The organism is Mesorhizobium sp. M0292 (assembly GCF_040321695.1).
Taxonomy (GTDB): domain Bacteria; phylum Pseudomonadota; class Alphaproteobacteria; order Rhizobiales; family Rhizobiaceae; genus Mesorhizobium.
Genome location: NZ_JAMYSB010000001.1, coordinates 23,594 through 47,244, shown reverse-complemented (window position 1 = coordinate 47,244; position 23,651 = coordinate 23,594). Strand labels below are relative to the sequence as shown.

The 23,651-nt window shown below is 63.5% G+C and carries 27 protein-coding genes; 9 read left to right on the top strand and 18 right to left on the bottom strand.

Annotated features, from left to right (window positions below):
• Window positions 1-60: 60 nt before the first annotated feature.
• From NKI96_RS00240 to NKI96_RS00195, 10 genes are all read right to left on the bottom strand, one after another.
• Window positions 61-678: a riboflavin synthase gene (locus NKI96_RS00240; protein WP_023669353.1), complete on the bottom strand. Its 618-nt coding sequence runs from the start codon at window positions 676-678 to the stop codon at window positions 61-63.
• Between the two features lies 1 nt (window position 679).
• The gene (ribD, locus tag NKI96_RS00235) at window positions 680-1,810 is read right to left on the bottom strand and encodes a bifunctional diaminohydroxyphosphoribosylaminopyrimidine deaminase/5-amino-6-(5-phosphoribosylamino)uracil reductase RibD (protein WP_023669352.1); all 1,131 of its coding nucleotides are present in this window, start codon (window positions 1,808-1,810) and stop codon (window positions 680-682) included.
• Between the two features lie 2 nt (window positions 1,811-1,812).
• Window positions 1,813-2,307 (bottom strand): transcriptional regulator NrdR, encoded by a 495-nt coding sequence (gene nrdR / locus NKI96_RS00230; RefSeq protein WP_023669351.1) that lies wholly within the window; start codon window positions 2,305-2,307, stop codon window positions 1,813-1,815.
• Between the two features lie 138 nt (window positions 2,308-2,445).
• Entirely contained in the window at window positions 2,446-3,030 is a 585-nt protein-coding gene (locus NKI96_RS00225) for an invasion associated locus B family protein (protein ID WP_023669350.1), read from the bottom strand.
• An 80-nt stretch (window positions 3,031-3,110) separates the two neighbouring features.
• Window positions 3,111-4,424, bottom strand: a complete 1,314-nt coding sequence (gene glyA / locus NKI96_RS00220; RefSeq protein ID WP_023669349.1) for a serine hydroxymethyltransferase — start codon at window positions 4,422-4,424, stop codon at window positions 3,111-3,113.
• 171 nt (window positions 4,425-4,595) lie between these two features.
• On the bottom strand, window positions 4,596-6,242 hold the full coding sequence (locus tag NKI96_RS00215) for a Na+/H+ antiporter (RefSeq protein ID WP_023700554.1): 1,647 nt from the start codon (window positions 6,240-6,242) through the stop codon (window positions 4,596-4,598).
• A 183-nt stretch (window positions 6,243-6,425) separates the two neighbouring features.
• Window positions 6,426-7,679, bottom strand: a complete 1,254-nt coding sequence (locus tag NKI96_RS00210; protein ID WP_023736470.1) for a L,D-transpeptidase family protein — start codon at window positions 7,677-7,679, stop codon at window positions 6,426-6,428.
• Window positions 7,680-8,058: 379 nt separating this feature from the next.
• Window positions 8,059-8,574, bottom strand: a complete 516-nt coding sequence (gene ldtR / locus NKI96_RS00205) for a transcriptional regulator LdtR (protein WP_023672997.1) — start codon at window positions 8,572-8,574, stop codon at window positions 8,059-8,061.
• Window positions 8,575-8,777: 203 nt separating this feature from the next.
• The gene (locus NKI96_RS00200) at window positions 8,778-9,200 is read right to left on the bottom strand and encodes a DUF6163 family protein (protein WP_023682398.1); all 423 of its coding nucleotides are present in this window, start codon (window positions 9,198-9,200) and stop codon (window positions 8,778-8,780) included.
• The gene (locus tag NKI96_RS00195) at window positions 9,197-10,234 is read right to left on the bottom strand and encodes an enoyl-CoA hydratase/isomerase family protein (RefSeq protein ID WP_023693253.1); all 1,038 of its coding nucleotides are present in this window, start codon (window positions 10,232-10,234) and stop codon (window positions 9,197-9,199) included. Before NKI96_RS00195 ends, NKI96_RS00200 begins: the two co-directional genes overlap by 4 nt.
• A gap of 180 nt (window positions 10,235-10,414) precedes the next feature.
• On the opposite strand from NKI96_RS00195, the gene NKI96_RS00190 reads away from it, so the two are divergent.
• Window positions 10,415-10,921 (top strand): pyridoxamine 5'-phosphate oxidase family protein, encoded by a 507-nt coding sequence (locus NKI96_RS00190; RefSeq protein ID WP_352802462.1) that lies wholly within the window; start codon window positions 10,415-10,417, stop codon window positions 10,919-10,921.
• An 88-nt stretch (window positions 10,922-11,009) separates the two neighbouring features.
• Window positions 11,010-12,065: a porphobilinogen synthase gene (gene hemB, locus NKI96_RS00185; protein WP_023815667.1), complete on the top strand. Its 1,056-nt coding sequence runs from the start codon at window positions 11,010-11,012 to the stop codon at window positions 12,063-12,065.
• Between the two features lie 34 nt (window positions 12,066-12,099).
• On the opposite strand, the gene NKI96_RS00180 is transcribed toward hemB, so the two are convergent.
• Window positions 12,100-12,426, bottom strand: coding sequence for a DUF1330 domain-containing protein (locus NKI96_RS00180; RefSeq protein ID WP_023693250.1), 327 nt, complete (start codon window positions 12,424-12,426; stop codon window positions 12,100-12,102).
• 176 nt (window positions 12,427-12,602) lie between these two features.
• Here NKI96_RS00180 and NKI96_RS00175 point away from each other — a divergent pair, with 176 nt between their 5' ends.
• Window positions 12,603-13,298: a winged helix-turn-helix transcriptional regulator gene (locus NKI96_RS00175; RefSeq protein WP_023682403.1), complete on the top strand. Its 696-nt coding sequence runs from the start codon at window positions 12,603-12,605 to the stop codon at window positions 13,296-13,298.
• 110 nt (window positions 13,299-13,408) lie between these two features.
• Window positions 13,409-14,053 carry a dihydrofolate reductase family protein gene (locus NKI96_RS00170; protein ID WP_023736467.1) on the top strand — a complete coding sequence of 215 codons (645 nt, stop codon included), beginning with the start codon at window positions 13,409-13,411 and terminating at the stop codon, window positions 14,051-14,053.
• Window positions 14,054-14,242: 189 nt separating this feature from the next.
• Here the strand turns inward: NKI96_RS00170 and ppk2 are convergent, their stop codons facing one another.
• Window positions 14,243-15,163 carry a polyphosphate kinase 2 gene (ppk2, locus tag NKI96_RS00165; RefSeq protein WP_023682405.1) on the bottom strand — a complete coding sequence of 307 codons (921 nt, stop codon included), beginning with the start codon at window positions 15,161-15,163 and terminating at the stop codon, window positions 14,243-14,245.
• Window positions 15,164-15,406: 243 nt separating this feature from the next.
• On the opposite strand from ppk2, the gene NKI96_RS00160 reads away from it, so the two are divergent.
• A complete protein-coding gene (locus NKI96_RS00160; RefSeq protein ID WP_352802457.1) occupies window positions 15,407-16,450 on the top strand; it encodes an aldo/keto reductase in 1,044 nt (347 codons plus the stop codon).
• Window positions 16,451-16,470: 20 nt separating this feature from the next.
• On the opposite strand, the gene NKI96_RS00155 is transcribed toward NKI96_RS00160, so the two are convergent.
• Window positions 16,471-17,442 (bottom strand): glycosyl transferase family 90, encoded by a 972-nt coding sequence (locus tag NKI96_RS00155; RefSeq protein ID WP_023700560.1) that lies wholly within the window; start codon window positions 17,440-17,442, stop codon window positions 16,471-16,473.
• A gap of 178 nt (window positions 17,443-17,620) precedes the next feature.
• Between NKI96_RS00155 and NKI96_RS00150 the strand changes: the two genes are divergently transcribed.
• Window positions 17,621-17,779 (top strand): hypothetical protein, encoded by a 159-nt coding sequence (locus tag NKI96_RS00150; protein WP_023673009.1) that lies wholly within the window; start codon window positions 17,621-17,623, stop codon window positions 17,777-17,779.
• A 72-nt stretch (window positions 17,780-17,851) separates the two neighbouring features.
• On the opposite strand, the gene NKI96_RS00145 is transcribed toward NKI96_RS00150, so the two are convergent.
• Both NKI96_RS00145 and NKI96_RS00140 read right to left on the bottom strand, forming a co-directional pair.
• Window positions 17,852-18,085: a DUF982 domain-containing protein gene (locus NKI96_RS00145; protein WP_245259900.1), complete on the bottom strand. Its 234-nt coding sequence runs from the start codon at window positions 18,083-18,085 to the stop codon at window positions 17,852-17,854.
• Window positions 18,086-18,194: 109 nt separating this feature from the next.
• Window positions 18,195-18,860, bottom strand: coding sequence for a GntR family transcriptional regulator (locus tag NKI96_RS00140; protein ID WP_023730845.1), 666 nt, complete (start codon window positions 18,858-18,860; stop codon window positions 18,195-18,197).
• A 150-nt stretch (window positions 18,861-19,010) separates the two neighbouring features.
• On the opposite strand from NKI96_RS00140, the gene NKI96_RS00135 reads away from it, so the two are divergent.
• Window positions 19,011-20,276: a multidrug efflux MFS transporter gene (locus tag NKI96_RS00135; RefSeq protein ID WP_027049607.1), complete on the top strand. Its 1,266-nt coding sequence runs from the start codon at window positions 19,011-19,013 to the stop codon at window positions 20,274-20,276.
• A gap of 43 nt (window positions 20,277-20,319) precedes the next feature.
• The gene (locus tag NKI96_RS00130; protein WP_023673013.1) at window positions 20,320-20,694 is read left to right on the top strand and encodes a DUF423 domain-containing protein; all 375 of its coding nucleotides are present in this window, start codon (window positions 20,320-20,322) and stop codon (window positions 20,692-20,694) included.
• A 39-nt stretch (window positions 20,695-20,733) separates the two neighbouring features.
• On the opposite strand, the gene NKI96_RS00125 is transcribed toward NKI96_RS00130, so the two are convergent.
• The gene (locus NKI96_RS00125) at window positions 20,734-20,877 is read right to left on the bottom strand and encodes a hypothetical protein (protein ID WP_023689522.1); all 144 of its coding nucleotides are present in this window, start codon (window positions 20,875-20,877) and stop codon (window positions 20,734-20,736) included.
• Window positions 20,878-20,941: 64 nt separating this feature from the next.
• Window positions 20,942-21,085, bottom strand: a complete 144-nt coding sequence (locus tag NKI96_RS00120) for a hypothetical protein (RefSeq protein ID WP_023673015.1) — start codon at window positions 21,083-21,085, stop codon at window positions 20,942-20,944.
• 146 nt (window positions 21,086-21,231) lie between these two features.
• Between NKI96_RS00120 and NKI96_RS00115 the strand changes: the two genes are divergently transcribed.
• Entirely contained in the window at window positions 21,232-22,341 is a 1,110-nt protein-coding gene (locus tag NKI96_RS00115) for a LacI family DNA-binding transcriptional regulator (RefSeq protein ID WP_023743624.1), read from the top strand.
• Here NKI96_RS00115 and NKI96_RS00110 read toward each other — a convergent pair.
• The gene (locus NKI96_RS00110) at window positions 22,330-23,523 is read right to left on the bottom strand and encodes an OpgC family protein (RefSeq protein ID WP_352802454.1); all 1,194 of its coding nucleotides are present in this window, start codon (window positions 23,521-23,523) and stop codon (window positions 22,330-22,332) included. The two genes, NKI96_RS00115 and NKI96_RS00110, sit on opposite strands and share 12 nt — an antisense overlap.
• Between the last annotated feature and the right edge of the window lie 128 nt (window positions 23,524-23,651).

Here is a 23,651-nt window from a genome sequence, read left to right as displayed (position 1 = left end):
AGCGGTCACATTCGCAAGCTTTGTCCGACGCTCAGGCCCGGTCTAATTTCCCAGGGGGGCTCAAAGCCCCTCTTTCACTGCCTCGACCAGTCGCGCGGCGTAGCGGGCCATGGTGTCGATCTCGAGGTTGACCTTGTCGCCCACCTTGCGCTCGCCCCAGGTCGTCACGGTCAGCGAATGGTGGATCAACAGCACGTCGAAACGGGCGCCTTCGACCTTGTTGACGGTGAGCGAGGTGCCGTCGAGTGCGACGGAACCCTTGGGCGCGATGAATTTCGCCAGTTCGCGCGGCGCCTCCAGCGTGAAGCGCACGGCATCGCCCTCGTCCTTGCGCTCGACGATTTCGGCCATGCCATCGACATGGCCCGACACGATGTGGCCGCCGAGTTCGTCGCCGATCTTCAGTGCCCGCTCGAGATTGACCTTGGTGCCTGATTTCCAGCCCGACGCCGTGGTCAGCCTCAGTGCCTCTTCCCAGGCTTCGACCTCGAACCAGCGGGCATTCGAGCCGCCATCTGGCAGCGCCGTCACCGTCAGGCAGACGCCGCCGCAGGAAATCGAGGCGCCAATAGCGATGGTCGCGGGATCATAGGCAGTGTCGATGCGCAGGCCGACGCCTTCGCTCAGCGGCTTGATGGCCGCGACAGTGCCGATATCGGTGACAATTCCAGTGAACATTTCAGATATCTCTCACCCATTCGGCATAGCTGTCTTCCCCGAAGCGCATCTCGCGCAATTTGCGGAAGCCTGCCGGGATATGGTTGGCGTCGATGGGCGATGCAATGCCGCCCTCGCCGATCGCTTCCGGTCCCTGGAACAGCACGATGCGGTCGACCAATCCCTCGGCGAGGAAGGCGCTGGCCACCTTGGCGCCGCCTTCGACCAGAACGCTGGCCATGCCGAGCGCGCCGAGATCCTCGAGCAGTTCCGGCAAGGCAATGCCGCCTTCATGGGTTTCGGTGCCGATGAAGCGCACACCGGCACGCTCCAGCACCGACCGCCGCAGCGGGTCGGCCTCCAGGCTCGCGGCGATATAGAGCGGCACGCGGTCGATGCCGGAGACCAGCTTCGAGGCTTCGGGCAGCCTGATCTGGCGGTCGAGCACGATGCGCGCCGGCGAGCGGTTCTCCAGCCCCGGCAGCCGCACGGTGAGCGCGGGATCATCCTCCAGCGCCGTGCCGATGCCGACCAGTATGCCATCGGCTTCGGCGCGCATCAGATAGACTTCGCGGCGGGCGACATCGCCGGTGATCGCAACCTGGCCGGCGCCATGCCTGCCGATCTTGCCGTCGCTGGAAAGCGCAAGCTTCAGAGTCACTTCCGGGCGCTTTTTCAGGGATCGAATCAAATAGCCGGCCATCTGCTCGGCGGCTTCCTCGACCAGCACCTTTTCGACCACTTCGATGCCGGCGGCGCGCAGGATGGCATAGCCTTTGCCGGAGACGCGCGGATCGGGATCGCTGGCGGCGCCGACGACCCGCGCCACTCCGGCATTGACCAGCGCGTTGGCGCAAGGCGGGGTGCGGCCATGGTGGGCGCAGGGCTCCAGCGTGACATAGGCCGTGGCGCCGCGCGCCAACTCGCCGGCTTCAGCCAGCGCCTCGGTCTCGGCATGCGGCCGGCCGCCAACAGCGGTGACCCCTGTGCCGACGATCATCGGGCCGGCGCCATCGTCGCGAACGATTATGGTGCCGACGGAAGGGTTGGTCGAGGTGCGGCCGGCATTCCTGCGCGAGAGCCTCACCGCCGCGGCCATGAAGCGGCGATCGAGGGCCTGCTGATCGGCCTTCCCTGACGTTTGGCTTGCCATGCTCAGCCGGCGTCCTCTTCGCTCTTCAGCTCGTCGCCCTTGAGCTCGTCGCCTTTGAGCTCACCCAGCACGTCATGGAAGTCCTTGGCCTCGCGGAAATTGCGATAGACCGAGGCAAAGCGGACATAGGCGACGTCGTCGAGCGACTTCAGCGCTTCCATGACGAGCCGGCCGACCTCGCCCGAGGCGATTTCAGTCTCGCCGGAGCTTTCGAGCTGACGCACGATGCCGGTGACGGCGCGGTCGATGCGCTCGGGATCGACATTGCGCTTGCGCACCGCGATCTCCACCGAACGCAAGAGCTTGTCGCGGTCGAACGGCACCTTTCTGCCGGACTTCTTCACCACCACGAGGTCGCGCAACTGGACGCGCTCGAAAGTGGTGAAACGGCCACCGCAATCGGGACAGACGCGCCGCCGGCGGATCGCCGCGCCATCCTCGGCGGGGCGCGAATCCTTCACCTGCGTATCTTCGGACTGGCAATAGGGACAGCGCATGGAGAGCCTTCAGGTTGGCGATTCTGGCGGAACGATAGGCTTAGAGGTTTTTGCCGGGACGGCAAAGGTTCGGCAACGGCCGCTGGCGCCCTCAGAGATAGCGAGGCGGGAGGAAAATTGCCAGCCGCGCCAGATATGTCAGGGGGCGACGTCCTTGGTCGGGAAGCCGCAGGACGTTCCGAGGTTGCGGTAGGCCTTGGTGAAGCCGTCCATAGGGATGCTGGCGACGGCTTGCTTGCCGAACGTCACGTCGAGCGAGATGACCTGGCGCATGGCCCGCAACAAAGCGAGACTGGTCTTGGCCTGGTTGTCGACGGTCCAGCTCGGGCGGCCGGCATCATTGGAATAGACGGTCGCGGAAACCTTGACGCCGGGGTCACCGAAGGTCGCGGCGATCTTCTTGCCGGTCGGCAGCTCCTTGTTGGCGACGGTGAACATGATCGCCGGATAGGCATCGGGCGGCAGGGCGTCGCCAGTCGAGATCGAAAGCGTCAGCGTGCCGGCATTGCCGCCGCCATCGACAAAGGCCGTGGAGGCAGCGCAGGTCTTGTGGGAATCCTGGCCGGTGTCGAGCGCATCGATGATGGTGGTCCACCTGCCAAAGGTGTTTGTGGCGGGGATATCCGTGCCCGGCTGCGGCTGCTCCTGGGCGATCGCGCCCGACACGGCGACAGCGGCAAGCGAGCCGATGAAGGCCAGAACGGCAGGACGGAACACGCGCATCGTCAGATCTCCAACAGGCCGCGCCGCCCGAACAGCAAGCGGCGCAGAGCGCGGGATAAAAGACGATGCGCCGCTGGCGGTCAACCGAGATAGGGATAGAGCGGGAAACGATCGGTCAGCGCCACGACCTTGGCCTTCACGGCTGCTTCCACAGCCGCATTGCCTTCGTCGGAATTGGCGACCTTCAGCCCGTCCAGCACCTCGGCGATCAACTTGCCGATCTCGCGGAACTCGGCCTGGCCGAAGCCGCGCGTGGTGCCGGCCGGCGTGCCCAGACGCACGCCCGAGGTGACGAAAGGCTTTTCCGGATCGAACGGGATGCCGTTCTTGTTGCAGGTGATGTTGGCGCGGCCGAGCGCTGCCTCGGCGCGCTTGCCGGTGGCGTTCTTGGGCCTGAGATCGACCAGCATCAGATGGTTGTCGGTGCCGCCGGAGACGATGTCGAGGCCGGTTTCCTTGAGGCTCGACGCCAGCGCCTTCGCGTTGGCGGCGACACTCTCGGCATAGAGCTTGAAGCTCGGCTTCAGCGCCTCGCCGAAGGCGACCGCCTTGGCGGCGATGACATGCATCAGCGGGCCGCCCTGCAGGCCGGGGAAAACCGCCGAGTTCATCTTCTTGGCGATGTCCTCGTCATTGCACAGGATCATGCCGCCGCGCGGGCCGCGCAGCGATTTGTGCGTGGTCGTGGTCACGACATGGGCGTGCGGCAGCGGTGACGGATGCACGCCGCCGGCAACCAGGCCGGCGATATGGGCCATGTCGACCATCAGATAGGCGCCGACCGCATCGGCGATCTCGCGAAAGCGCTTCCAGTCCCAGATGCGCGAATAGGCGGTGCCGCCGGCCAGGATCAGCTTTGGCTTGGTCTCATGTGCGGTCTTTTCGATCGCGTCCATGTCGAGCAGATGGTCGTCCTTGCGCACGCCGTAGGAAACGACTTTGAACCATTTGCCGCTCATATTGACGGGCGAACCGTGCGTCAGGTGGCCGCCGGAATTCAGGTCGAGGCCCATGAAGGTGTCGCCGGGCTGCAGCAGCGCCAGGAAGACCGCCTGGTTCATCTGGCTGCCGGAATTCGGCTGGACATTGGCGAAGTTGCAGCCGAACAGCTTTTTGGCGCGCTCGATAGCGAGTTCCTCGGCGACGTCGACGAACTGGCAGCCGCCATAATAGCGCTTGCCCGGATAACCCTCGGCGTATTTGTTGGTCATGATCGAGCCCTGCGCCTCGAGCACGGCGCGCGAAACGATGTTTTCCGAGGCGATCAGCTCGATCTCGTGACGCTGGCGGCCAAGCTCGTTGCGGATCGAGCCGAAGATCTCCGGATCGGCATCTTCCAGCGTGGTTTCGAAGAAGGATTCGAACTTGTTCGACGCTGCCGCTGCAGTTGCCATGGCCTGAAATCCTTCGGTTCGGGGCATCTATCTATGCATATCGCTGCCCCGAAACCGCTGCACGGTTCCGGGCGACATGCATTGCCGCGCCATTAACACAGTTGTTTTCGCCTCGCCACGTTTGCAGCGCGAAATTTGCTGGCCGGATTGCGCCAGAGCGGCCCTGAACCGCTATTTTCGCTCCTGCCGCCCCTGCAGCAAGGCTTCGGTGAGCGTGATCTCGGTAAACAGCGCCCGCGCCGTATGGTCGTTGATCGCGCCGCTGCTTAACATGTCGCGCACGGCGATGCGCTCGGCCTCGATGCCGGCAAGCCGCATTTCGAGCTCCAGCCGCCCGGCTTCGCGGGCCTCTGCCCGGGCGTCGTCGGCCTCGTCCGAAGTGGCGATCCGGCGCCGGTAGCCGGCGACGATGTTTTCGGCGGCGGCAAGCCTGGCGCCGGGCACCTCGCCCTGGTCGTCGTCGCTGGCGCCCGCCATGCTTTCGACGCGGGCGATGGCCGCCTTGGCGGCGCCGATGCGGGCGAGACGCTCCTCGATGGCGCTGCCATCCTCGCCCGGCTCGACCAGCCCGCGCGCTATCTTCGGCAGCGCCACGCTGGCGATGGCGAGCGAACAGATGATGACGCCGGCGGCGAGGAAGATCACCAGGTCGCGCGCGGGAAAAGGCGAGCCGTCCGGCATGGCGAGCGGGAGCGACAGGATGCCGGCCAGCGTGATCGCGCCGCGCACGCCCGCCACCGAGCCGGCAAGCCGCACACGCATCCCGAACGGCTCGGCCTTGCGCTTTCCCCATTTTGCCTTGAGGCCTGCCGCGATGTCGCCGACCCAGATCCAGAGGAAGCGCAGCGCGATCAGGCACAGCGTCAGCGCAATCACCGTCGCGACCGGCTGGATGATCGGGTAATGGCCAGTCAGTTCGGGCGGCACGCGGCGAATGATTTCGGGAAGCTGCATGCCGAGCACGATGAACAGCGCGCCATTGTAGACGAAGGACAAGGTTGTCCACAGCGAGATCGTCTGCATGCGCGCCGAGACGCCGAGGAAGCGGAAGACGCCGGAGCCGCCGGTCAAAAGCCCGGCGGTGACCGCCGCCAGAATGCCTGAGGCATGCAGATGTTCGGCGACGAGATAGGCAATGAAGGGCAGCAGGACCATGACCAGAACCTGCGCCTCGGCCGGAACGCCGCCGATGCGATTCAGAAGCTGCAGGAGCCTGGCGGCGATGAACAACGCGGCGATGCCGGCCAGGATGCCGATGGCGACGGCATAAAAGAAGCTCAGCGATGCATCGGCGAAGGAAAAGCTGCCGGTCACGGCGGCGGCGACGGCGAAGCGGAACATGACCAGGCCCGAGGCGTCGTTGAGCAGCGCCTCGCCTTCCAGAATATGCATCAGCCGCGCCGGCACCAGGCTTCTGTCGACGATCGAGGACACCGCCACGGCGTCGGTCGGGGACAGCACGGCAGCGAGCGCGAAGGCGACGACCAGCGGGATGCTCGGCACCAACCAGTGCAAGGCATAACCGAAGCCGACAATGGTAAAGAAGACCAGCCCGATGGCCAGATCGAGGATCGGTCCGCGCAGCGCGATCAGCTCGCGTTTGGGCGCTCCATAGGCATCGCCGAACAAAAGCGGCGGGATGAACACCAGCAGGAAGAGTTCGGGGTCGATCTCGACATGGATGCCTTTCACCGGCCAGGCGAGCGCGGCGCCGATGGCAATCTGCAGCACCGGCAGCGGCACCCGAACCAACCGCACCAGTGCGCCGGAAAGAGCGACGAAGACCAGCACGGCGAGGATGAAGATTGCGACCTGCATGGCGCGATTCCGGCTGTTTTGAGGACCATGCGCAATTGCCGTTAGTCCGTCCAGATGGGCCTGCGGCGCAACGTCCGGCAGTGTTCATGGCCTGCATGGCTGGCGGCCACCAGTCTTCTTCTGTTGGGATGTCGAACGGAAAAGGCCACCTTGCGGTGGCCTTTCCTGAAGGAGATCAGCCGCTTAGAGCGAAGAGGTGATCTGCAGTTCGCTGGCGCCATCGAGCGCGTAGACGTCGTCGCGGAACTGCACGACGCCCGGACCCGTCGACCAGGCCGACACATAGAGGAAGTGGACCGGAACCGGGTTGACGACCTGCACCGGCGTGTTCTCGCCGGTCTTGATGGTCGCCTCGAAATGCTGGCGGTCCCAGCCGGGTGTGTCGCGCAGGACCCATGTGACGAGGTCGCGCACGTTCTGGACACGCACGCAGCCCGAGGAATCGAAGCGCATCATCTTGCCGAACAGGCTTTGCTGCGGCGTATCGTGCATGTAGACGCCGTCGGGGCTGGGGAAGTTGATCTTCACCGAGGCCATGGCGTTGCCGGAACCCGGATCCTGGCGGAAGCGGTATTTTGCGGCATCATCCGTCGACCAGTCGACAGTCATCGGATCGACTTCGCTGCCATCAGGCGCAAACAGCCGGATGTGGCTGTCCTTGAGATAGTCGGGGTTCTTCCGCATCAGCGGAATGATGTCCTTGCGCACGATCGAGACCGGCGCGTTCCAGTAAGGATTGACGATGATCTCGTTGATCTTGGAATTGACCACCGGGGTCTGGCGGTCGATCTTGCCGACGATTGCGGTGTGGCGCAGCACGACGCGATCGTTCTCGACCGCCTCGATCTGTGCCGCCGGGATATCGACCAGCACGTAACGGCTGCCCAGCGTGCCGGCCTTTTCGCGCAGGCGCTCCAGATTGGTCTGCAGCTGACCGAGGCGGATCTGCGCCGAAACGTTCATCGCCGCATAAGTGTACTTGCCCATGGCACCGTCGGCCGGCAGGCCATGGCGCGCCTGGAAGCGCTTGACCGCGGCGTCGACGTAGGAATCGAACGACGTCGAAATGCCGGCGCTCTGCGCCAGGTCGCCCGAAACCATCAGCCGCTTGCGCAGCGGCACCACGTCCGGATCGTCGACGCCAAGCTGCAGCTTCTTTGTCGCCGGCACCTCGCCCCAGCCGCCCTGGGCGACGATGTTCTGATACTGCGCCACAGCCTGTTCGGTGAAGGCAACCGTCTGCAGGCTGAAGATCGGCAGCGTCGAGGCGACCTTGCCGCCTTCGGAGGCGCGGGCGTCGAACTGGTCGTCCCAATTGCCACGGTTCGAAGACTTCAGGATATCGTCGATCACATCCTGCGCGCTGGCGGCATTGGCAACCATGGCAACGGCGAGCGCGGAAGCTCCGGAAAGGAAAAAGCGGCGGCTGGTTCTCATGGACGTTCCAGACATTCTTGTCGTGTTTGGCTTGTAGCGTTTGGCTGTTGCAGCGTTCGGCTACGTGCTCGATGTTGGGCGATATCGCCCGCACTCTAAAGTTGGCATTGTTAACAATTAGCCAACCATGACCTGCGTCACCTGGCCGTCAAAAGCGGACGGCGATGCGACCTTACAGGCGCGCGAACAGCTTTCGCCGCCGCATACCCACAGCCCTCGCTTCCACCGCGAATATGGCGGCAACGTGGCTTTGCGCCGAATTGGAAGCGCAGGCGGCTCGAAAAAGAAAAGGCCGGTGCTTTTCGGCACCGGCCTGTTGACTGAGACTTGCCTCCGGCCGCGCTTCTTCCGGCGCAGCTGCTATTCAATGGCCCGCTGATTACATCCGGTAGGCGATGGTGTCGTTCCAGAAGCGGTCGAGGCGCTGCAGCGCGCGGTTCATCTGCTTGAACTCTTCGCTGTTGATGCCGCCGACCTGTTCGATCGAGCCGACATGGCGCTCATAGAGACCGGCGACGACTTCCGCCACTTCATTGCCCTTCGGCGTCAGCGAAACGCGGACCGAACGGCGGTCGATGCGCGAGCGCTGGTGGTTGATGAAGCCGAGATCGACCAGCTTCTTCAGATTGTAGGAGACATTCGAGCCGAGATAGTAGCCACGCGAGCGCAGCTCGCCGGCGGTCAGCTCGGAGTTGCCGATGTTGAACAGAAGCAGCGCCTGGATGGCATTGATGTCGGAACGGCCATTGCGGTCGAACTCGTCCTTGATCACGTCAAGCAGACGGCGATGCAGACGCTCGACCAGCTGCAGCGATTCCATGTAAAGCGAACGGATAGCCTCGCGGCGATCGTCGGATACGTTGGCGGTCTTCGCCGCCGGACGCGAATTGATCATTGTCTTTGCCTCTCGTTTGTCGCCCTGGTGATTTTTTGTTTTTCACCTTGATTGCGACACTATCGAATACTCATAAAATTCGACTTAAACGCTAGGGCTAACAAGAGCTTACCGGTAATAGGTTTCGCAAGACGCTTAACGAACGGTCACCCGAGCAAGGATAATTAACCTAAAGATTTAGCCAATGGCTGCGGGGCGGCGTTTCAGGCGCGCGCAGGGCGCTTGCGCATCCAGATGACGACGCGGAAGGCGATGTAGAGCAGCGCGACCGCGGCATGCGAGAAGACGATCAGCGGCCGGTGGCCGTAGAGATCGGGGAAGCCGGCATACATGATGGTCTCGGTGACAGCACAGATGAACCAGATCACCGGGCCCCACGACGCCAGCATCCACAGGCCGGCGGCGGCGAAGGGGAAGAACACGGCCAGCATCACCGCCACGACCTGCCAGTGCACCGGCATCAGGTCGAAGCGCCACAGCGGGCCGGGATAAAAACCGATCAGCCGGATCCAGTACAGGATGCCGAACAGCAGGCAATAGCCCGCTATGACGCGCTGGAACCAGGCGAAGATGATCTCGACGCCCGAGGGCTGCAGCACGATGCGCCGCGACGTGACCTCGCTCACAGTTCGAGCTCCCGTTCGAGCGGCGCGAAATAGGCGTCCACCGAAGCAGCGTCGACCTCGGCCAGGCTTGCCGGCCGCCACTGCGGCGTCGAACCCTTGTCGACGAGGACGGCGCGGATGCCTTCATAGAAGTCGTGCCCGGCCAGCATGCGGTTGAGGATGCGGAACTCCATCTTCATGCAGGCTTCCATCGACAGCGTCAGCCCGGCGCTGATCTGGCGCCACGCGACATTGAGGCTGGTCGGCGAGCGGGTGCGGATGGTGGCCAGCGTCTTGGCGGCAAACTCGTCGGCGCCTGCCGCCCGCTCCAGGCTCTTGAGGATTTCGGCGAGCGAGGGTTGGGAAAAATGCCGGGCAATGGCTTCCAGCACCGGCTGGCCGGTCTCCCGCCTGGCCGGCACGAAAAAACCGCGCAGCACCGATTCCGGATCGCCATTGGCGCAGAGCCGGTCGAGAAAGGCAGCCTGGTCGGCGGCCTTGATGGTGTGGGTGGCCAGGCCAGACCACAGCGCATCGCCATAGCGGATGCGGTTGCCGGTCAGCGCCAGATACATGCCGAAGCTGCCGCCAAGGTCGGGCAGAAGATGGCTGCCGCCGACATCGGGGAAGAAACCGATGCCGACTTCGGGCATGGCGAACTGGGCGTTCTCGGTCAGCACACGCTGCGAACCGTGGAAAGAGATGCCGACGCCGCCGCCCATAACGATCCCGTCGATCAGCGCGACATAGGGCTTTTTGTAACTGTTGATGCGGGCGTTGAGCCGGTATTCGTCGGCGAAGAACTCGACCGGCGGCTTCCCGGCGCGGGCCTCGTAGACGTGCATGATGTCGCCGCCGGCGCAAAACGCTCTGCCCTCGGCCTTGACGACGACGACATCGACGCCGGTATCGCGTTCAAAAGCGTCGAGCGCCTTGTCCAGCGCCTTGATCATGCGATGTGTCAGCGCATTGAGCGCCTGCGGCCGCGTCAGCGTGACGACGCCTGCCTTGCCCAACCGTTCGAAGCGGATCTCGTCGCCGCCGCCAAAGTCCATCGTCAGAGAATCCCTCCCCGCGCCTGCGGGACTGAAGTGCTAAAGGTGGCGCATGGGTGCGTCAACCGGCGGGCGCGGTTTGGATTTTCGCAAGGCAACGCGACCGTGCTTTGCCCCCGACAGAAATGCGCGCAAAATTGCCGGGCAAAACAGCCTTTCTTCTGATGCAGGGACAAACGCATGACGCTTCAAACCGCAGCGCCGAGCCATGGCTGGGAGATGCCGAAAAAGTTCGACCCGGATGATGTTCTCAGCCGCCCGCTGATGGCCAATCTGGCGACCGTGACCGCTGACGGCGCGCCGCGCAACGCGCCGATGTGGTTCATCTGGGAGGACGCTGCGATCTGGCTGCTCGGCTCGACCGGCGCAAGTGCTGTCAAACACCTCGAACGTGACCCGCGCTGCGCCGTGGAGATCGTCCATTTCGACAATGAGGCCGGCATCCTGCTGCATCTCGGCCTGCGCGGCGTCGCCACCATAGAAGCGATGGCGCCGAACCGCTTCAAACGGCTGCTGCACAAATATCTCGGCCCGGAGGCGACCTGGAACCGCTGGTTCATCGACAATGTGGCCGACATCGACCATCCGGACGGGCGCCTGATCCGGCTCGCCCCGGAGAGCATCTTCACCAACAATGTGTCGTTCTTCAAAACCGGCCCCGAGCTGGCGTGGCCGCCGAAGCCGTAAGCAGCGCGTTATCGACTGGCACAATCGTGTCGCATTGGTCAGCGGCAAGGCCTCGTGGTAAAAGCCGCCCCGACCCGGAGTTTTTGCGATGAACAAATTCACCCCCGCGACGAGCAACAAATTCGCACCGGCAAAGCCCGCCGGTGCGCGCAGCGTCGACGAGATCACCGGCAGCCGCCGCTTGCGGCGCATGCGCAAGGCCGACTGGTCGCGCCGCCTGGTGCAGGAAAACCGGCTTACGGTGAACGATCTGATCTGGCCGATCTTCGTGATCGACGGCAAGAACACGCGCGAGCCGATCGCCGCCATGCCCGGCGTCTTCCGCCTGTCGCTGGACCTCGCCGTCAAGGAGGCCGAGCGGGCCGCTAAGCTCGGCATTCCGGCGATCGCCACTTTCCCCAATGTTGAACTCAGCCTGCGCGACCAGACGGGATCGCACATCCTCGACCCGGAAAACATCATCAACCGCGCCACCCGCGCCATCAAGGACGCGGTGCCGGAGATCGGCATCATCACCGATGCCGCGCTCGATCCGTTCACCTCGCACGGCCATGACGGCATCTTGCGCGACGGCATCATCGTCAATGACGAGACGGTGGAACAGGTGACCGCCGCGGCCGTCATCCAGGCCGCGGCCGGCGCCGACATCATCGCGCCGTCCGACATGATGGACGGCCGCATCGGCGCCATTCGCGACGCACTCGACGCCAACGGTTTTTCGGATGTGGCGATCATGTCCTATGCGACGAAATTCGCCTCCGCCTTCTATGGCCCCTACCGCGAGGCGGTCGGCACCGCCGGCCTGCTCAAGGGCGACAAAAAGACCTATTATCTCGACCACGCCAATTCCGACGAAGCGGTGCGCGAGGCCGAGCAGGACCTCGCCGAGGGCGCCGACATGCTGATGGTCAAGCCTGGCCTGCCCTATCTCGACATTATCCGGCGGCTGAAGGATGAGTTCCAAATGCCGACCTTCGCCTACCAGGTTTCGGGCGAATATTCGATGATCAAGGCGGCGGCCGCCAATGGCTGGATCGACGGCGAAAAGGCGATGCTGGAATCGCTGCTCGCCTTCAAGCGCGCCGGCTGCGACGGCATCCTGACTTACTTCGCGCCGGAAGTGGCGCAGCTGCTGAAGGGTTAGCCGGAACCTGGATGCTCCGGGTTCCGGCTTTTCCTCACGCCTTTGGCAAATAAGGAATCGTTCCGGCGAGATCGGTATCGTCGATCAGTTGGAAGCGGCTGTCGCTGCCCTTCTGACGCTCCGCCACAAACGGAGCGTATTGCGGATCGTTGGTGAAGGCCTCGGCTGCCTTTGCCGACGGAAACGCCATGATGGCGATCAGGCTGGTGTCGAGCGGCTTGCCCTCCAGCGTCTTCACATTGCCGCTGCGGGCGAGATACTTGCCGCCATGCTTGTGGACGAGGTCATGCACCGAAGCGGCATAGGCCGGCACCCATTTGTCGTCCTTCACCTTGATGTCTGCGATCACGTAAGCGGTCATTGTCCAACTCCTCATGGATCGGCACCGGACTGCCCGGTGACGTGACCGCTGCCTCGCATGGCAGCGCCGGACCGCTCCAGTCACAGAACTGTACCGGGGGTGCCAGTACAGCTTCTGTACTGGCTGAACTCAGGTTTTCTGAATAAGGTCCGGCAACATCTTTTGGAGCTCACCACATGACACAAGCCGGTTACAAGCAATTCTGCCCGCTCTCCATGGCCGCCGAGCTGCTCTGCACACGCTGGACCATGGTGCTGCTGCGCGAACTGGTGGCGGGATCGACCCGCTTCAACGATTTGCGCCGTGGCGTGCCGAAAATGTCGCCAACCCTTCTGTCGCAACGGCTCAAGGACCTCGAGGCCGGCGGCATCGTCGAGCGGACCGAGATCGCGACCGAGAAGGGCGTGTTCGAATACCGGCTGACCGAGGCGGGCCGGGATTTGCGCCCGGTTGTCGAGGCGATGGGGTTTTGGGGCCAGAAATGGGTCGAGGCCAGGCTGTCGCTCAAAAACCTCGATCCGTCGCTGCTGATGTGGGACATGCGGCGCAATCTGAACCCCAGTCCGCTGCCGGACGGGCGCACCGTGATACAATTCCTGTACCATGACCTGCCGGCGTCAAAACGATCGTGGTGGCTGATCGTCGAAAAGCAGGGCGAGGTCGATCTTTGCTGGTACGATCCGGGCTTCGACGTCGATCTCTACGTCTCGACCGATCTGTGCACCATGACCTCGATCTGGATGGGGCTGACGACAGTTCACAAGGAACGCGACAAGATCAGCCTGACCGGCGATCTCGACGTCGCCGGCAAGATGCAGATCTGGCTTGGGCTCAGCCCGTTTGCGGTGATGCCGAAGCGCGTGGCGGCTTGAGGTCCCTGCGCATTCCACAGATCGGCTTGCCTCTAAAAATACTAGTTGCAAAATGCAATCAGTTTGAATACTGATTGCAAATCACAACTGGTCACCGAAAGGGAGTCTCCATGTCCAAACTTCGCGTCAATGCCTTCACCTTGTCGCTCGACGGTTTCGGCGCCGGTCCTGACCAGGACCTGCAAAATCCGCTCGGCGTTGGTGGCGAATACCTGCACAAATGGATGACCGGCACCCGCACCTTCCACGAGATGGTCGGCAAGGATGGCGGCAGCACCGATGTGGACGACCGGTTCACCATCCGCAGCTTCGACAATGTCGGCGCCTGGATCCTCGGCCGCAACATGTTCGGCCCAATCCGCGGCGAATGGCCAGACGAGAGCTGGAAAGGCTGGTGGGGCGACAACCCGCCCTATCATGTGCCGACCTTCGTGCTGACCCACTACAAGCGCGACTCCATTGTGATGGAAGGCGGCACCATTTTCCACTTCGTTACCGGCGGCATCCACGCCGCGCTCGAACAAGCAAAGGCCGCGGCCGGCGGCAAGGATATCCGCGTCGGCGGCGGCGTTTCCACCATCCGGCAATATCTGCAAGAGAAGCTCATCGACGAGTTGCATCTGGCGGTGTCGCCGGTGTTGCTCGGGAGGGGCGAGAGCCTGTTTGCCGGGCTGGATATGCTGAAGCTGGGTTACCAGTGCACCGAGCAGGTGGCCACGGCGCTCGCCACGCATGTGACGATCAAGCGGGTATAGTGGCGAAGTAACAGGCGCAGGCTTCTTTCTCCCCGTTTTGCGGGGAGAAATGCCCGGCAGGCAATGAGGGGCAGCGCTGCTTTTGGAGGTTAGCAGCGTCCGACGGCTGTGAATTCGTCGATGCCGGCGCTGCCCCTCATCCGCCCTTCAGGCACCTTCTCCCCGTGAAACGGGGAGAAGGAAAAGTGCTCAATACTTCTCCGGCACGTAAAGCTCGCGCGGCAGGACCTGGCGCTCGTACTCCGGGTTGAACACCCGCTCGGGCAGCGTGATTTCTTCGTGCGGCACGTCCTCATAGGGCAGTTGTTTGAGGAGATGGTCGATGCAGTTCAGCCGCGCCCGCTTCTTGTCGTTGCCTTCGACGATGTACCACGGTGCCTCTGGGATGTTGGTGCGGGCAAACGTCTCTTCCTTGGCCTTGGTGTACTGCTCCCAGCGCACGCGCGACTGCAGGTCCATCGGCGACAGCTTCCACTGCTTCATCGGATCGTGGATGCGCATCATGAAGCGCATCTGCTGTTCCTCGTCGGTGATCGAGAACCAGTATTTGACCAGCGTGACGCCGGAGCGGACCAGCATGCGCTCGAACTCCGGCACGTCGCGGAAGAACTCTTCGACCTGATCGGGTTCGGCAAAGCCCATCACCCGCTCGACGCCGGAGCGGTTGTACCAGGAGCGGTCGAACAGCACGATCTCGCCGCCGGCCGGCAGATGCGGCACGTAGCGCTGGAAATACCACTGCGATTTTTCGCGCTCGGTCGGCGCCGGCAGCGCCACGACGCGGCAGATGCGCGGGTTGAGGCGCTGGGTGATGCGCTTGATGACGCCGCCCTTGCCGGCGGAATCGCGTCCTTCGAAAACCACCACCAGCTTCTTCTTGTGGTAGGCGACCCAGGACTGCAGCTTGATCAGTTCCGACTGCAAGCCGATCAGGTCGCGGAAATACTGCATGCGGTCGATCGACGGCGGATGCGCGTTCTTGTAGATCTTGGAGATCTCCAGCGACAGCGCCGGCTCCGACATTTCAAGCTCATAGTCCTCGTCGAGCATGTCGGCGAGTTCGGCTTCCAGCCAATCCCTGGCCGGAGAATTCTGCTTCAACTCGGTCATTTCCACTGCTCCGCTTGCCGGCTGGCATGAAACCCTGAGCCGACTCGATATAGGCCGCCAATGACGGTTTTATTGCAAGCCGCCGGCCAGCCGGTCATCACTGCAAACCAGCGAGCATTGCCGATCCATCGCCCTGGGATGGCGACAAGCCGCTCAAATTGTCCTACAATTGGCGGACCCCTTCGGGCTTCCCCGCCCTTTCCTGCTAAAACCGCCTCCCCACCAAAACTACGAGGATCTGACATGGAATACCGCACGCTTGGCCGTTCCGGCTTGAAAGTTTCGGCGCTGACCTTGGGAACCATGACCTTCGGCGGCAGCGGGCCGTTCGCCGCCGTCGGCAATTCCGATCTCGCGGAGGCCTCGCGCATCATCGACACTTGCATCGATGCCGGCATCAATCTCATCGACACCGCCAATGTCTATTCCAACGGTCTGTCGGAAGAGATCATCGGCGAGGCGCTCGGCGGCAAGCGCAAGAACGACGTGCTGATCGCCTCCAAGGCGCGCATGCGGATCGGCAAGGGCCCCAATGACGAAGGCCTGTCGCGCCATCATCTGATCCGCGAATGCGAGAAGAGCCTGAAGCGCCTCAGGACCGATGTCATCGACATCTATTTCCTGCACGAATGGGACGGCGCGACGCCGCTCGAGGAAACCATCTCCGCGCTCGACACGCTGGTTGCCCAGGGCAAAATCCGCTATGTCGGCTGCTCCAACTATTCCGGCTGGCAGGTCATGAAGGCGCTCGGCATCAGCGACAGCCAGCACCAGCCGCGCTTCGTCACCCAGCAGATCCACTACACGCTGGAAGCACGCGAGGCCGAGTATGAGCTCTTGCCGATCTCGGTCGACCAGGGCCTTGGCGTTTTGGTGTGGAGCCCGCTCGCCGGCGGCCTGCTGTCGGGAAAATACCGCCGCGACAGTCCGACGGCGCGCCAGATCGGCGGCTGGTCGGAACCCCCGATCCGCGACGAGGATCGGCTGTGGCGGATTGTCGACGTGCTGGTCGATATCGGTGCGGCACGCGGCGTTTCGGCGGCCCAGGTGGCGCTGGCCTGGCTGCTTGGCCGGCCGGCCGTCAGCTCGCTGGTGATCGGGGCGCGCAACGAAGCCCAGTTGAAAGACAATCTCGCCGCGGCGAGCCTGACGCTGTCCTTTGATGAACGCCAGCGTCTCGATGCCGTCAGCCGGCCTCCGGTGCTCTATCCCTACTGGCACCAGCAGTTTACGGCGAAGGACCGCTTCGGCCCGGCCGATCTGGTTATGGACCGCAGCGTCATCTGACTTAAGGGCGCCGGAAGCCGCTAGCCCGCGATAAACCGCCAGACCTGCGGATCGGGCTCGATCTGGCCGCTGAGCACGAAATATTTGTAGAGCACGAGCAGGCAGATCGCCTGCTCGGCCCGCTCGTCGGCGAATTTGCGGCAATAGGCGTTGGCCGCCGCAACGATGCGCTGGGCCTCGGCCGGATGCTGCTCGAGATGATGCACCCGCTCGGCCAGATCGCTGAAGTCGGGCGCCAGCGGCACATAATGGACATCGGGCTCGAGCTGCCCCTCGGCGAACCAGGTCTCGTAAGTCGGCGGCGGCATCAGGCAGAGCGAGTTCGAGCTCATGATCCATTTCAGATTGGTCGCGACATCATTGCCTTCGAGCGAGATGATGTAGCGGTAGCGGCGCTGCTGATCGATGCTGAGATAGGGCTTGCGGTATTCCGCAGGTGCTGTCGCCCTCGGCGTGCCGACATCGCAGAACGGCAGATTGCGGGCTGCATCCAGCAACAAGGTGCGAATCGGATTGTTGAGTTCGCCGCGCCAAACGACGAGCGGATGCTTGTCGGCGAAGGCGACATCGTCGGCCGGCATGTAGAAATGACGGAACTTGTTCAGCTTGAACAGGACGCCGTTGCCGTTGTCGCCCGCTATCGGCCGGTCCTTGACGATCGACGGCATCTTCGGCACTTCGATGACGTCGCCGAATTCCAGGTCGATGCGCAGATCTGGGTCGAAATAACGGGTGAACTCCTTCAGATCGTAATAGTACATGCTGCGGTCCGACGGCAGCCGGCTGACCGGCACGGCCTCGGGGCTGGGGCTAAAAGGCTCCCGCAGCGTGTTGTAGTAATTGAGCCGCTGGCGGACCGATGCGTCGGAAAGCCTGGCCTGATCGAGCAGCCGGCCGAGCCGGCGCCGGAAAAGAACCGGCGGCGCGATGTCGCGCATGGCGTTGCGCGCATAGTAGATCAGCTTCTGTGCGTTTCTTTGAAGCGTGGCCATCGGTCGTTTTGATTCGAAATCGGTCGGCGGCGGCTCCAGCAACTGTCCCGCAGCCTTTTCTAAACCATTGTGTTCGCCATCACGCAAGTCCAGAACCGCTGGCATCTGCCCTCGCGGCGCTGTTGTGTTTGCCGGCCAATGCTTCTAGGCAGGATCAGGCACAGCGAAAGGAAACGATATGGCTCGACCACCGAATTACGGTCAGGAACGCAAAGAGCGCGACCGGCAGAAGGCCGCCAAGAAGGCGGAGAAGCTCGCCGCCAAGGTCGCGGCCAAGGAGCGCGCCGAGCCTGAGAACGAGGCAAGTTCCAAAACCGACACCGAGACAGAAAAATAGGCAAGACAGGATCACCGGCCCGCGAAACGGGCCGGATCCTGGCAAAATGCCGGTCTGATCAGGCCGATGTGATCAGGCCGGGGCCTTGTCGCTGACGAAGACGTTGACCTCGCGCGCGGCGGCGATGAAGGCGCGTCTTGCAATCATCGCCGGCTTGTCGCCGGCCAGCGCGTCATGGCAGGCCTGCAGCGCTTCGCGATGCTTGGGGCTGCGCTTGCCGGGCCAGCTGTTGAGCAGGTAATCGGAAGCCTCACGCACCGTACGCAAGAGCTGAGTGCTTCCCTCCGTGCCCGACTTAACGGTCACGGGTGTTTCAAATCGGTTGTTTTCCATGGCCGCCTCTTACGCCATCGGCGTCCGCGAAGCGAGGCCGAAAGCGGATGGCGTCGGCGTTCTTTCGTTTTCGTGACCGGTATCAAGCGGCGACGACAGCAAAACCCCTGGCGCGCAGGCCGCGCCGGTCATTGTGCAACGACGTCACCAGGCGGGCGCGGCTGCCGGCTATATGGGCGGAAAGTCGCGCCGCCGCCGCATCGGCATCGCCGGCCCGCACCGCTGCCAGAATGGCGTGATGCTCGCTCCAGGCGCGGCCAAGGGCCGCCTCGTCGCGCACCTCCAGCCAGCGCGCCCGCGACAGCCGCGTCATGGCATCGCGCACGGCCCGAAACAGGAACTCGTTGCCGGAGAGCCGCGCCAGTTCGATATGGAAATCCATGCCGACGCGGTGCCATTCCTCGCGCGGCGTGGCAGTGTCGCAGGAGTCCAGCATCGCCTTGATGACATCGGCTGCGCTCCTGTCGGCCAGCGCCGAAGTCAGCCTGACCGCCGCGACCTCGACGGCTTCGCGGTACACCGCGATCTGTTCCAGTTCGGCAAGGTTGATCGGCGACACGGTCCAACCGCGCCCGTCGCGGCAGATCAGCCCTTCCGTCTCCAGCCGCAGCAGGGCTGCCCTGACCGGCGTGCGCGAGGCGCCGAAGCGGCTCTCGATCCAGCGCTCCGTCAGCCGCTCGCCAGGACCGACCTCGAGGCCAAGGATCATCTCGCGAAGCGCTTTTTCGACGATGTGCATCTGCGACATAGTTGCTTCCATTGCTGGCGATCGGCCTTGCCCGTTGGTCTTGCCGATCACATTGAGAGCGCCTGATTGACAGCAGCCGGGCTTTGCGTCCATGAGGGTACCAAGTTGGTATCCCAAAATGGTATCCGCAGCAAGCGGACAGGACAGGACATGCCGCAGGACAGTGCAGCGCGGGCCGCCGAAGTGCCTTCCACCTACAACATTCATTGGCGGCGCAACCTGTTCGTGTGCTTTGCCGGATCGTTCAGCACGCTTGTGGCGATGACGTTGCTGCTGCCGTTCCTGCCGCTCTATGTCGAACAGCTGGGCGCCGTGGGCCATGCGGCGATCGTGCAATGGTCCGGCATCGCTTTCGGCGCCACCTTCCTTGCCGCCGCCCTTGTCGCGCCACTGTGGGGACGGCTGGGTGACCGTTATGGCCGCAAGGTGATGCTGGTGCGCGCCAGTTTCGGCATGGCGATCTGCATGTCGCTGACCGGCATGGTGCAGACCGTCTGGCAATTGGTGCTTTTGCGCCTGCTGATCGGCTTTGCCGGCGGTTATTCCTCAGGCTCGACGATCCTTGTCGCCATGCAGACGCCGAAGGAGCGCTCCGGCTGGGCGCTTGGCGTGCTGTCGGCCGGCATCACCGCAGGCTCCCTGGTCGGCCCGTTGCTTGGCGGCGCGCTGCCGCCATTGATCGGTATTCGCGCCACCTTCCTCATCGCGGGCGGCGTCATTTTCCTGGCGGCGCTGGCGACGACGTTCCTGATAAAGGAGATGCCTCGCCCGCCAGTACAGGCAAAACGCGAGGAGAAACCAAAGGGAAGTTGGGCGCAGATCCCCGACAAACGCCCTGTCGTGGCCATGCTGGCGACCGGCATGCTGTTCACCTTCGCCAACATGTCGATCGAGCCGATCATCACCGTCTACGTCCAGCAACTGGTCGCGGACGCAAGCCGGGTGACCCTGGTCTCAGGTGTCGTCATGTCGGCGGCCGCACTCGGCGCCATCCTGTCGGCGTCACGGTTGGGCAAACTCGCCGACCGCATCGGCCACTGGAACGTCATCGTCGCATCGCTGGCCGTCTCGGCTCTGCTGTTGATACCGCAGGCCTTCGTCACCGAGAGCTGGCAGTTGGTCGGGCTGCGGTTCCTTATGGGTCTGGTGCTGGGCGGGCTGTTGCCCTGCATCACCAGCGTCATCCGCCACAATGTTCCCGATGGGGTCGGCGGCAATGTGCTGGGCCTGGCAATCTCGGCGCAATATGTCGGCCAGGTTGCGGGGCCGCTGCTGGGCGGCTTCGTCGGCGGCCATTTCGGCATGCGCGCGGTGTTTCTCGGCACGTCGTTGCTGATGGCGGGCGGTGCCGCGTATAATTGGCTGGCCCAGGCGCGCCGCACGCGCGACATGCTGGCGATATCGGAAAAATCCTGACAGACAGGTCGCGCCGCCTATCGTCAATCACGGAGCCCGAGACATGAGCATCGCCGAGTCAGCACCAGCAAACAGCGCGCGCATCCTCGTTTTCGCCGGCGGCATTGCCGGCGCGGCGGGCGTGGCGCTGTCGGCGGCTTCAGCGCATCTCGGCGGCGCGTTCGTCGGCACGGCCGCATCCTTCCTGCTCATGCATGCGCCGGTGTTTTTGGCCGTCGGCCTCGCCGGCGCAAACCGGATCTTGCGGATCGGCAGCCTGGTGCTGCTCGTCGGGCTTGTTCTGTTCTGCGGCGATCTGCTGGCACGGGATTTCGTGGGATCGCGGCTGTTCCCGATGTCGGCGCCGATCGGCGGCACCTTGCTCATCGCGGGCTGGCTGGTGATCGCGGCCTCGGCGCTCGTGCGGCAACGGTCCTGACGAGGCAAGAACCCTGCCCCATCAGATATCACACGAGGCTTAATCCTGCCGGTTTTCCGGCAGCAGGTCGCGGTTGCGCTTGGCAGGCTTGGTCGGCCGCCGCCGTTGCGGCTGCTCCGTGGCAGGCGAGATACCCCAGTAATTGCGATAAATGTCTTCGAACAGATGTTTCACGGGATGCATGTTCGTTCTCCTCTTCAAGAACTTGAATCGATCCAATCAGCTGGCACGAAAATGCCGGGGCCGATCAGCTGCGCTTGCGTTTCACAAGGTATTGCAGGTCACGCCTCCACGGCCCGACCTTGTCGCGGCGCCTGCGGGTGGCGGCGTCGGAGACTATGCCCCAATCATTGCCGTAGATGTCTTCGAACAGATAATTCACGGGATGCATGGCACCCTCCTCTTGAATCGATCCAAGTTGTACTTGATGAATCCCTTGGATCGATTCAAATATAGACCCTCTCCGCCGTCCGATCAAGGGAAAATTTGAACCGATCCAACGAAAGTGCTAAACAGGCTCCGGTTCAGGAGACGAAAATGACGGCATTGACCTCCGGCAAGACGAGACCAGTGCGGCTTGCCGACATCGCCAAGGCGGCCGGGGTCTCGCACGGTACCGCGTCCAACGTGTTCGCTCGCCCGGAGATCGTGCGCGAAGAGGTCCGCGAGCGGGTCAAGGCGGCGGCGGAAGCGATGGGCTATGCCGGCCCGGATCCCAAGGGCCGGCTGCTGCGCGCCGGCAAGGTCAACGCCATCGGCGTGGCAACGGCAGAACCATTGTCCTATTTCTTCGACGATCCCTTTGCCCGCGTCATGATGGCCAGCATTTCGCAGGCCTGCGACGCCACCGGCGCCGGAATTTCGCTGGTCTCGGCCGCCAACAGCGAGCAGCTCGCCTGGAACATCCAGAGCGCCCTAGTCGACGGCTTCATCGTGTTCTGCATCGAGGGTGGGTCGCGGCTGGTCGAACTGGCGCGCGAACGCAAACTGCCTTTCGTGGCGCTTGATCTCGATTCGGAAAATGAGGCGGTCGCTGCGATCGGCGTCGACAACGTCGCCGGCGCGGGTCTGGCGGCGCGCCATCTGGCCGAGTTCGGCCATCGCAGCTTTGCCGTACTCGCCCTGGAATCTGCCGACGCTGGCTTTGGTCCCGTCACGCAGGAGCAAGTCGAGACGACATCCCTCTACTCGGGCACACGCGACCGTCTGCGTGGCTATTTCGGCGAGCTCTCCCGCTTCGGCATCGACGTCTCGCAAGTGCCAATCTACGAAACCCTCAATGACGAGGCGAGCGTGCGGGCCGGCCTCGATCATATTTTCGCGCTGCCGCAGACGCCGACGGCAATCCTGGCCATGTCGGACAAGATTGCGCTGCATGCGCTCGACTGGCTGCGCGAGCGTAACATTGCCGTGCCGGGCGATGTGTCCATCGTCGGCTTCGACGGCGTGCCGGAAGGCGCCGACTCCGAGCCGCCACTAACCACCGTCGCCCAGCCGATCGCCGAGATGGGACGCCTGGCCGTCAAGGCGATCCTCGAAAATGACGGCTCGCAGCACCGGCAATTGCTGCCGGTCGATCTCGTGGTGCGGGGGTCGTCCGGCCCCTCGCCTGCTAGCCAGGCGGCTGATGTGGGATCATCGGCTTAGCCTTGGCATCGCGGGCATGCCGAAGGTCTGGTGAACGGCTGGCGCTTCTTTGCGAACCGGCTTTTTGCTCGAGCCGATGCCGGACAGCCACTCAAGATAGAAGGCGAGCACGAATTGCATGGCGATGCCGGCCGAAATCAGCAAGGCGTCATAGGCAAAGCCGCCCGGATTGATCAGCTTCATCACCTGCGCCGCCATGGCGATCAGCGTGCCGGCGAGGAACACCGGCAAGGAGCGCTTGCCGAGCAGCGCTAGCGGATGATCCGGGCTGAGACGGAACAGGTTCGAGAAAGCCGGCAGGGCGACGATCAGATAGCTCACCGCCAATATGTGCAGGAGCCGCGGCAGCGACAGGAACGTCTTGTCGAAGCCGCCGATCACCACGGGCAGGTTAAACCACGTTATCTCGCCCCAGAGCGGGCTGTGCACCCAGACCGCCGCTGCCGCGACATAGGTCGCCGCGGCGCCCACCAGCCAACGATTGACGGGAATTGTGCCGCCGCGCCTGACATGCAGCATGCCGGCAAGGCCGATGTTGAACAGGAATTGCCAGGACAGCGGGTTGAGGAACCAGAAGCCGGGCTCGGGATAGTTCGGCGGCGCGATCTGCCAGAGGCCGGCGACGAGCCACAGCGCGCCGGAAAAGACCAGCGCCGGCAGCGGCCGGTAGCTGACGAAGAGCAGGAAGAGCGGCGCCATCAACAGCAGCGCCGCATAGACCGGCAGGATGTTATTGTAGCCAAGCTGGTGGCCGAGCGTGACAATGCCGATCATGACCTCCGGCGTGTTCTTCATCAGCGGCTCGATGTTGATCAGCTTGAGCAGTTCCGGCCGCCGGCCGTACACCGCAGCGGCGCAGAACAACGCCATCACAACCATGGTGGTGACGATGTGGGCACTGTAAAGCACGCCGGCCCGGCGCCACATCTTCAACATCGCCAGCAGCCGGCCGCCCGGCTGGAACTTGTTGCCATAGGCGAGTGCGACCGACATGCCGGAGATCAGCACGAAGGCTTCCGCCGCGTCCGAGAATCCGAAATTCTTGTAGGTCAGCGTTTCGAAGACGGTGCCCGGCACGTGGTCGATATAGATGGTCAGGAGTGCGAGCGCACGGAACACGTCAATGCGCGTGTCGCGATCGGCGATACGCGGGGCGCGATCGGGCGGAACTGGCAGGGTCATCGACAAAAGGCCTCAAAGGAGAGCAAGGGTGCTCGCGTTGTTCATGCCGGGATGCGACCATCGGCGCACACCGCTTCGATTCCTCCCGCAGGGAGCATATCGGCGCAGAAACGGTCTGAAATGAGCCT

Bases quoted from the DNA above. Each gene is read 5' to 3' on its own strand.
- NKI96_RS00175 (WP_023682403.1), top strand. From the start codon at position 12,603: ATGACACAAGCCGGTTACAAGCAATTCTGCCCGCTCTCCATGGCCGCC.
- ppk2 (WP_023682405.1), bottom strand. From the start codon at position 15,163: ATGACCGAGTTGAAGCAGAATTCTCCGGCCAGGGATTGGCTGGAAGCC.
- NKI96_RS00225 (WP_023669350.1), bottom strand. From the start codon at position 3,030: ATGCGCGTGTTCCGTCCTGCCGTTCTGGCCTTCATCGGCTCGCTTGCC.
- ldtR (WP_023672997.1), bottom strand. From the start codon at position 8,574: ATGATCAATTCGCGTCCGGCGGCGAAGACCGCCAACGTATCCGACGAT.
- ribD (WP_023669352.1), bottom strand. From the start codon at position 1,810: ATGGCAAGCCAAACGTCAGGGAAGGCCGATCAGCAGGCCCTCGATCGC.
- NKI96_RS00170 (WP_023736467.1), top strand. From the start codon at position 13,409: ATGTCCAAACTTCGCGTCAATGCCTTCACCTTGTCGCTCGACGGTTTC.
- NKI96_RS00120 (WP_023673015.1), bottom strand. From the start codon at position 21,085: ATGCATCCCGTGAATTATCTGTTCGAAGACATCTACGGCAATGATTGG.
- hemB (WP_023815667.1), top strand. From the start codon at position 11,010: ATGAACAAATTCACCCCCGCGACGAGCAACAAATTCGCACCGGCAAAG.
- NKI96_RS00180 (WP_023693250.1), bottom strand. From the start codon at position 12,426: ATGACCGCTTACGTGATCGCAGACATCAAGGTGAAGGACGACAAATGG.
- NKI96_RS00130 (WP_023673013.1), top strand. From the start codon at position 20,320: ATGAGCATCGCCGAGTCAGCACCAGCAAACAGCGCGCGCATCCTCGTT.
- NKI96_RS00125 (WP_023689522.1), bottom strand. From the start codon at position 20,877: ATGCATCCCGTGAAACATCTGTTCGAAGACATTTATCGCAATTACTGG.
- nrdR (WP_023669351.1), bottom strand. From the start codon at position 2,307: ATGCGCTGTCCCTATTGCCAGTCCGAAGATACGCAGGTGAAGGATTCG.
- NKI96_RS00190 (WP_352802462.1), top strand. From the start codon at position 10,415: ATGACGCTTCAAACCGCAGCGCCGAGCCATGGCTGGGAGATGCCGAAA.
- NKI96_RS00115 (WP_023743624.1), top strand. From the start codon at position 21,232: ATGACGGCATTGACCTCCGGCAAGACGAGACCAGTGCGGCTTGCCGAC.
- NKI96_RS00155 (WP_023700560.1), bottom strand. From the start codon at position 17,442: ATGGCCACGCTTCAAAGAAACGCACAGAAGCTGATCTACTATGCGCGC.
- NKI96_RS00160 (WP_352802457.1), top strand. From the start codon at position 15,407: ATGGAATACCGCACGCTTGGCCGTTCCGGCTTGAAAGTTTCGGCGCTG.
- NKI96_RS00240 (WP_023669353.1), bottom strand. From the start codon at position 678: ATGTTCACTGGAATTGTCACCGATATCGGCACTGTCGCGGCCATCAAG.
- NKI96_RS00135 (WP_027049607.1), top strand. From the start codon at position 19,011: ATGCCGCAGGACAGTGCAGCGCGGGCCGCCGAAGTGCCTTCCACCTAC.
- NKI96_RS00140 (WP_023730845.1), bottom strand. From the start codon at position 18,860: ATGTCGCAGATGCACATCGTCGAAAAAGCGCTTCGCGAGATGATCCTT.
- glyA (WP_023669349.1), bottom strand. From the start codon at position 4,424: ATGGCAACTGCAGCGGCAGCGTCGAACAAGTTCGAATCCTTCTTCGAA.
- NKI96_RS00195 (WP_023693253.1), bottom strand. From the start codon at position 10,234: ATGGACTTTGGCGGCGGCGACGAGATCCGCTTCGAACGGTTGGGCAAG.
- NKI96_RS00210 (WP_023736470.1), bottom strand. From the start codon at position 7,679: ATGAGAACCAGCCGCCGCTTTTTCCTTTCCGGAGCTTCCGCGCTCGCC.
- NKI96_RS00215 (WP_023700554.1), bottom strand. From the start codon at position 6,242: ATGCAGGTCGCAATCTTCATCCTCGCCGTGCTGGTCTTCGTCGCTCTT.
- NKI96_RS00110 (WP_352802454.1), bottom strand. From the start codon at position 23,523: ATGACCCTGCCAGTTCCGCCCGATCGCGCCCCGCGTATCGCCGATCGC.
- NKI96_RS00150 (WP_023673009.1), top strand. From the start codon at position 17,621: ATGGCTCGACCACCGAATTACGGTCAGGAACGCAAAGAGCGCGACCGG.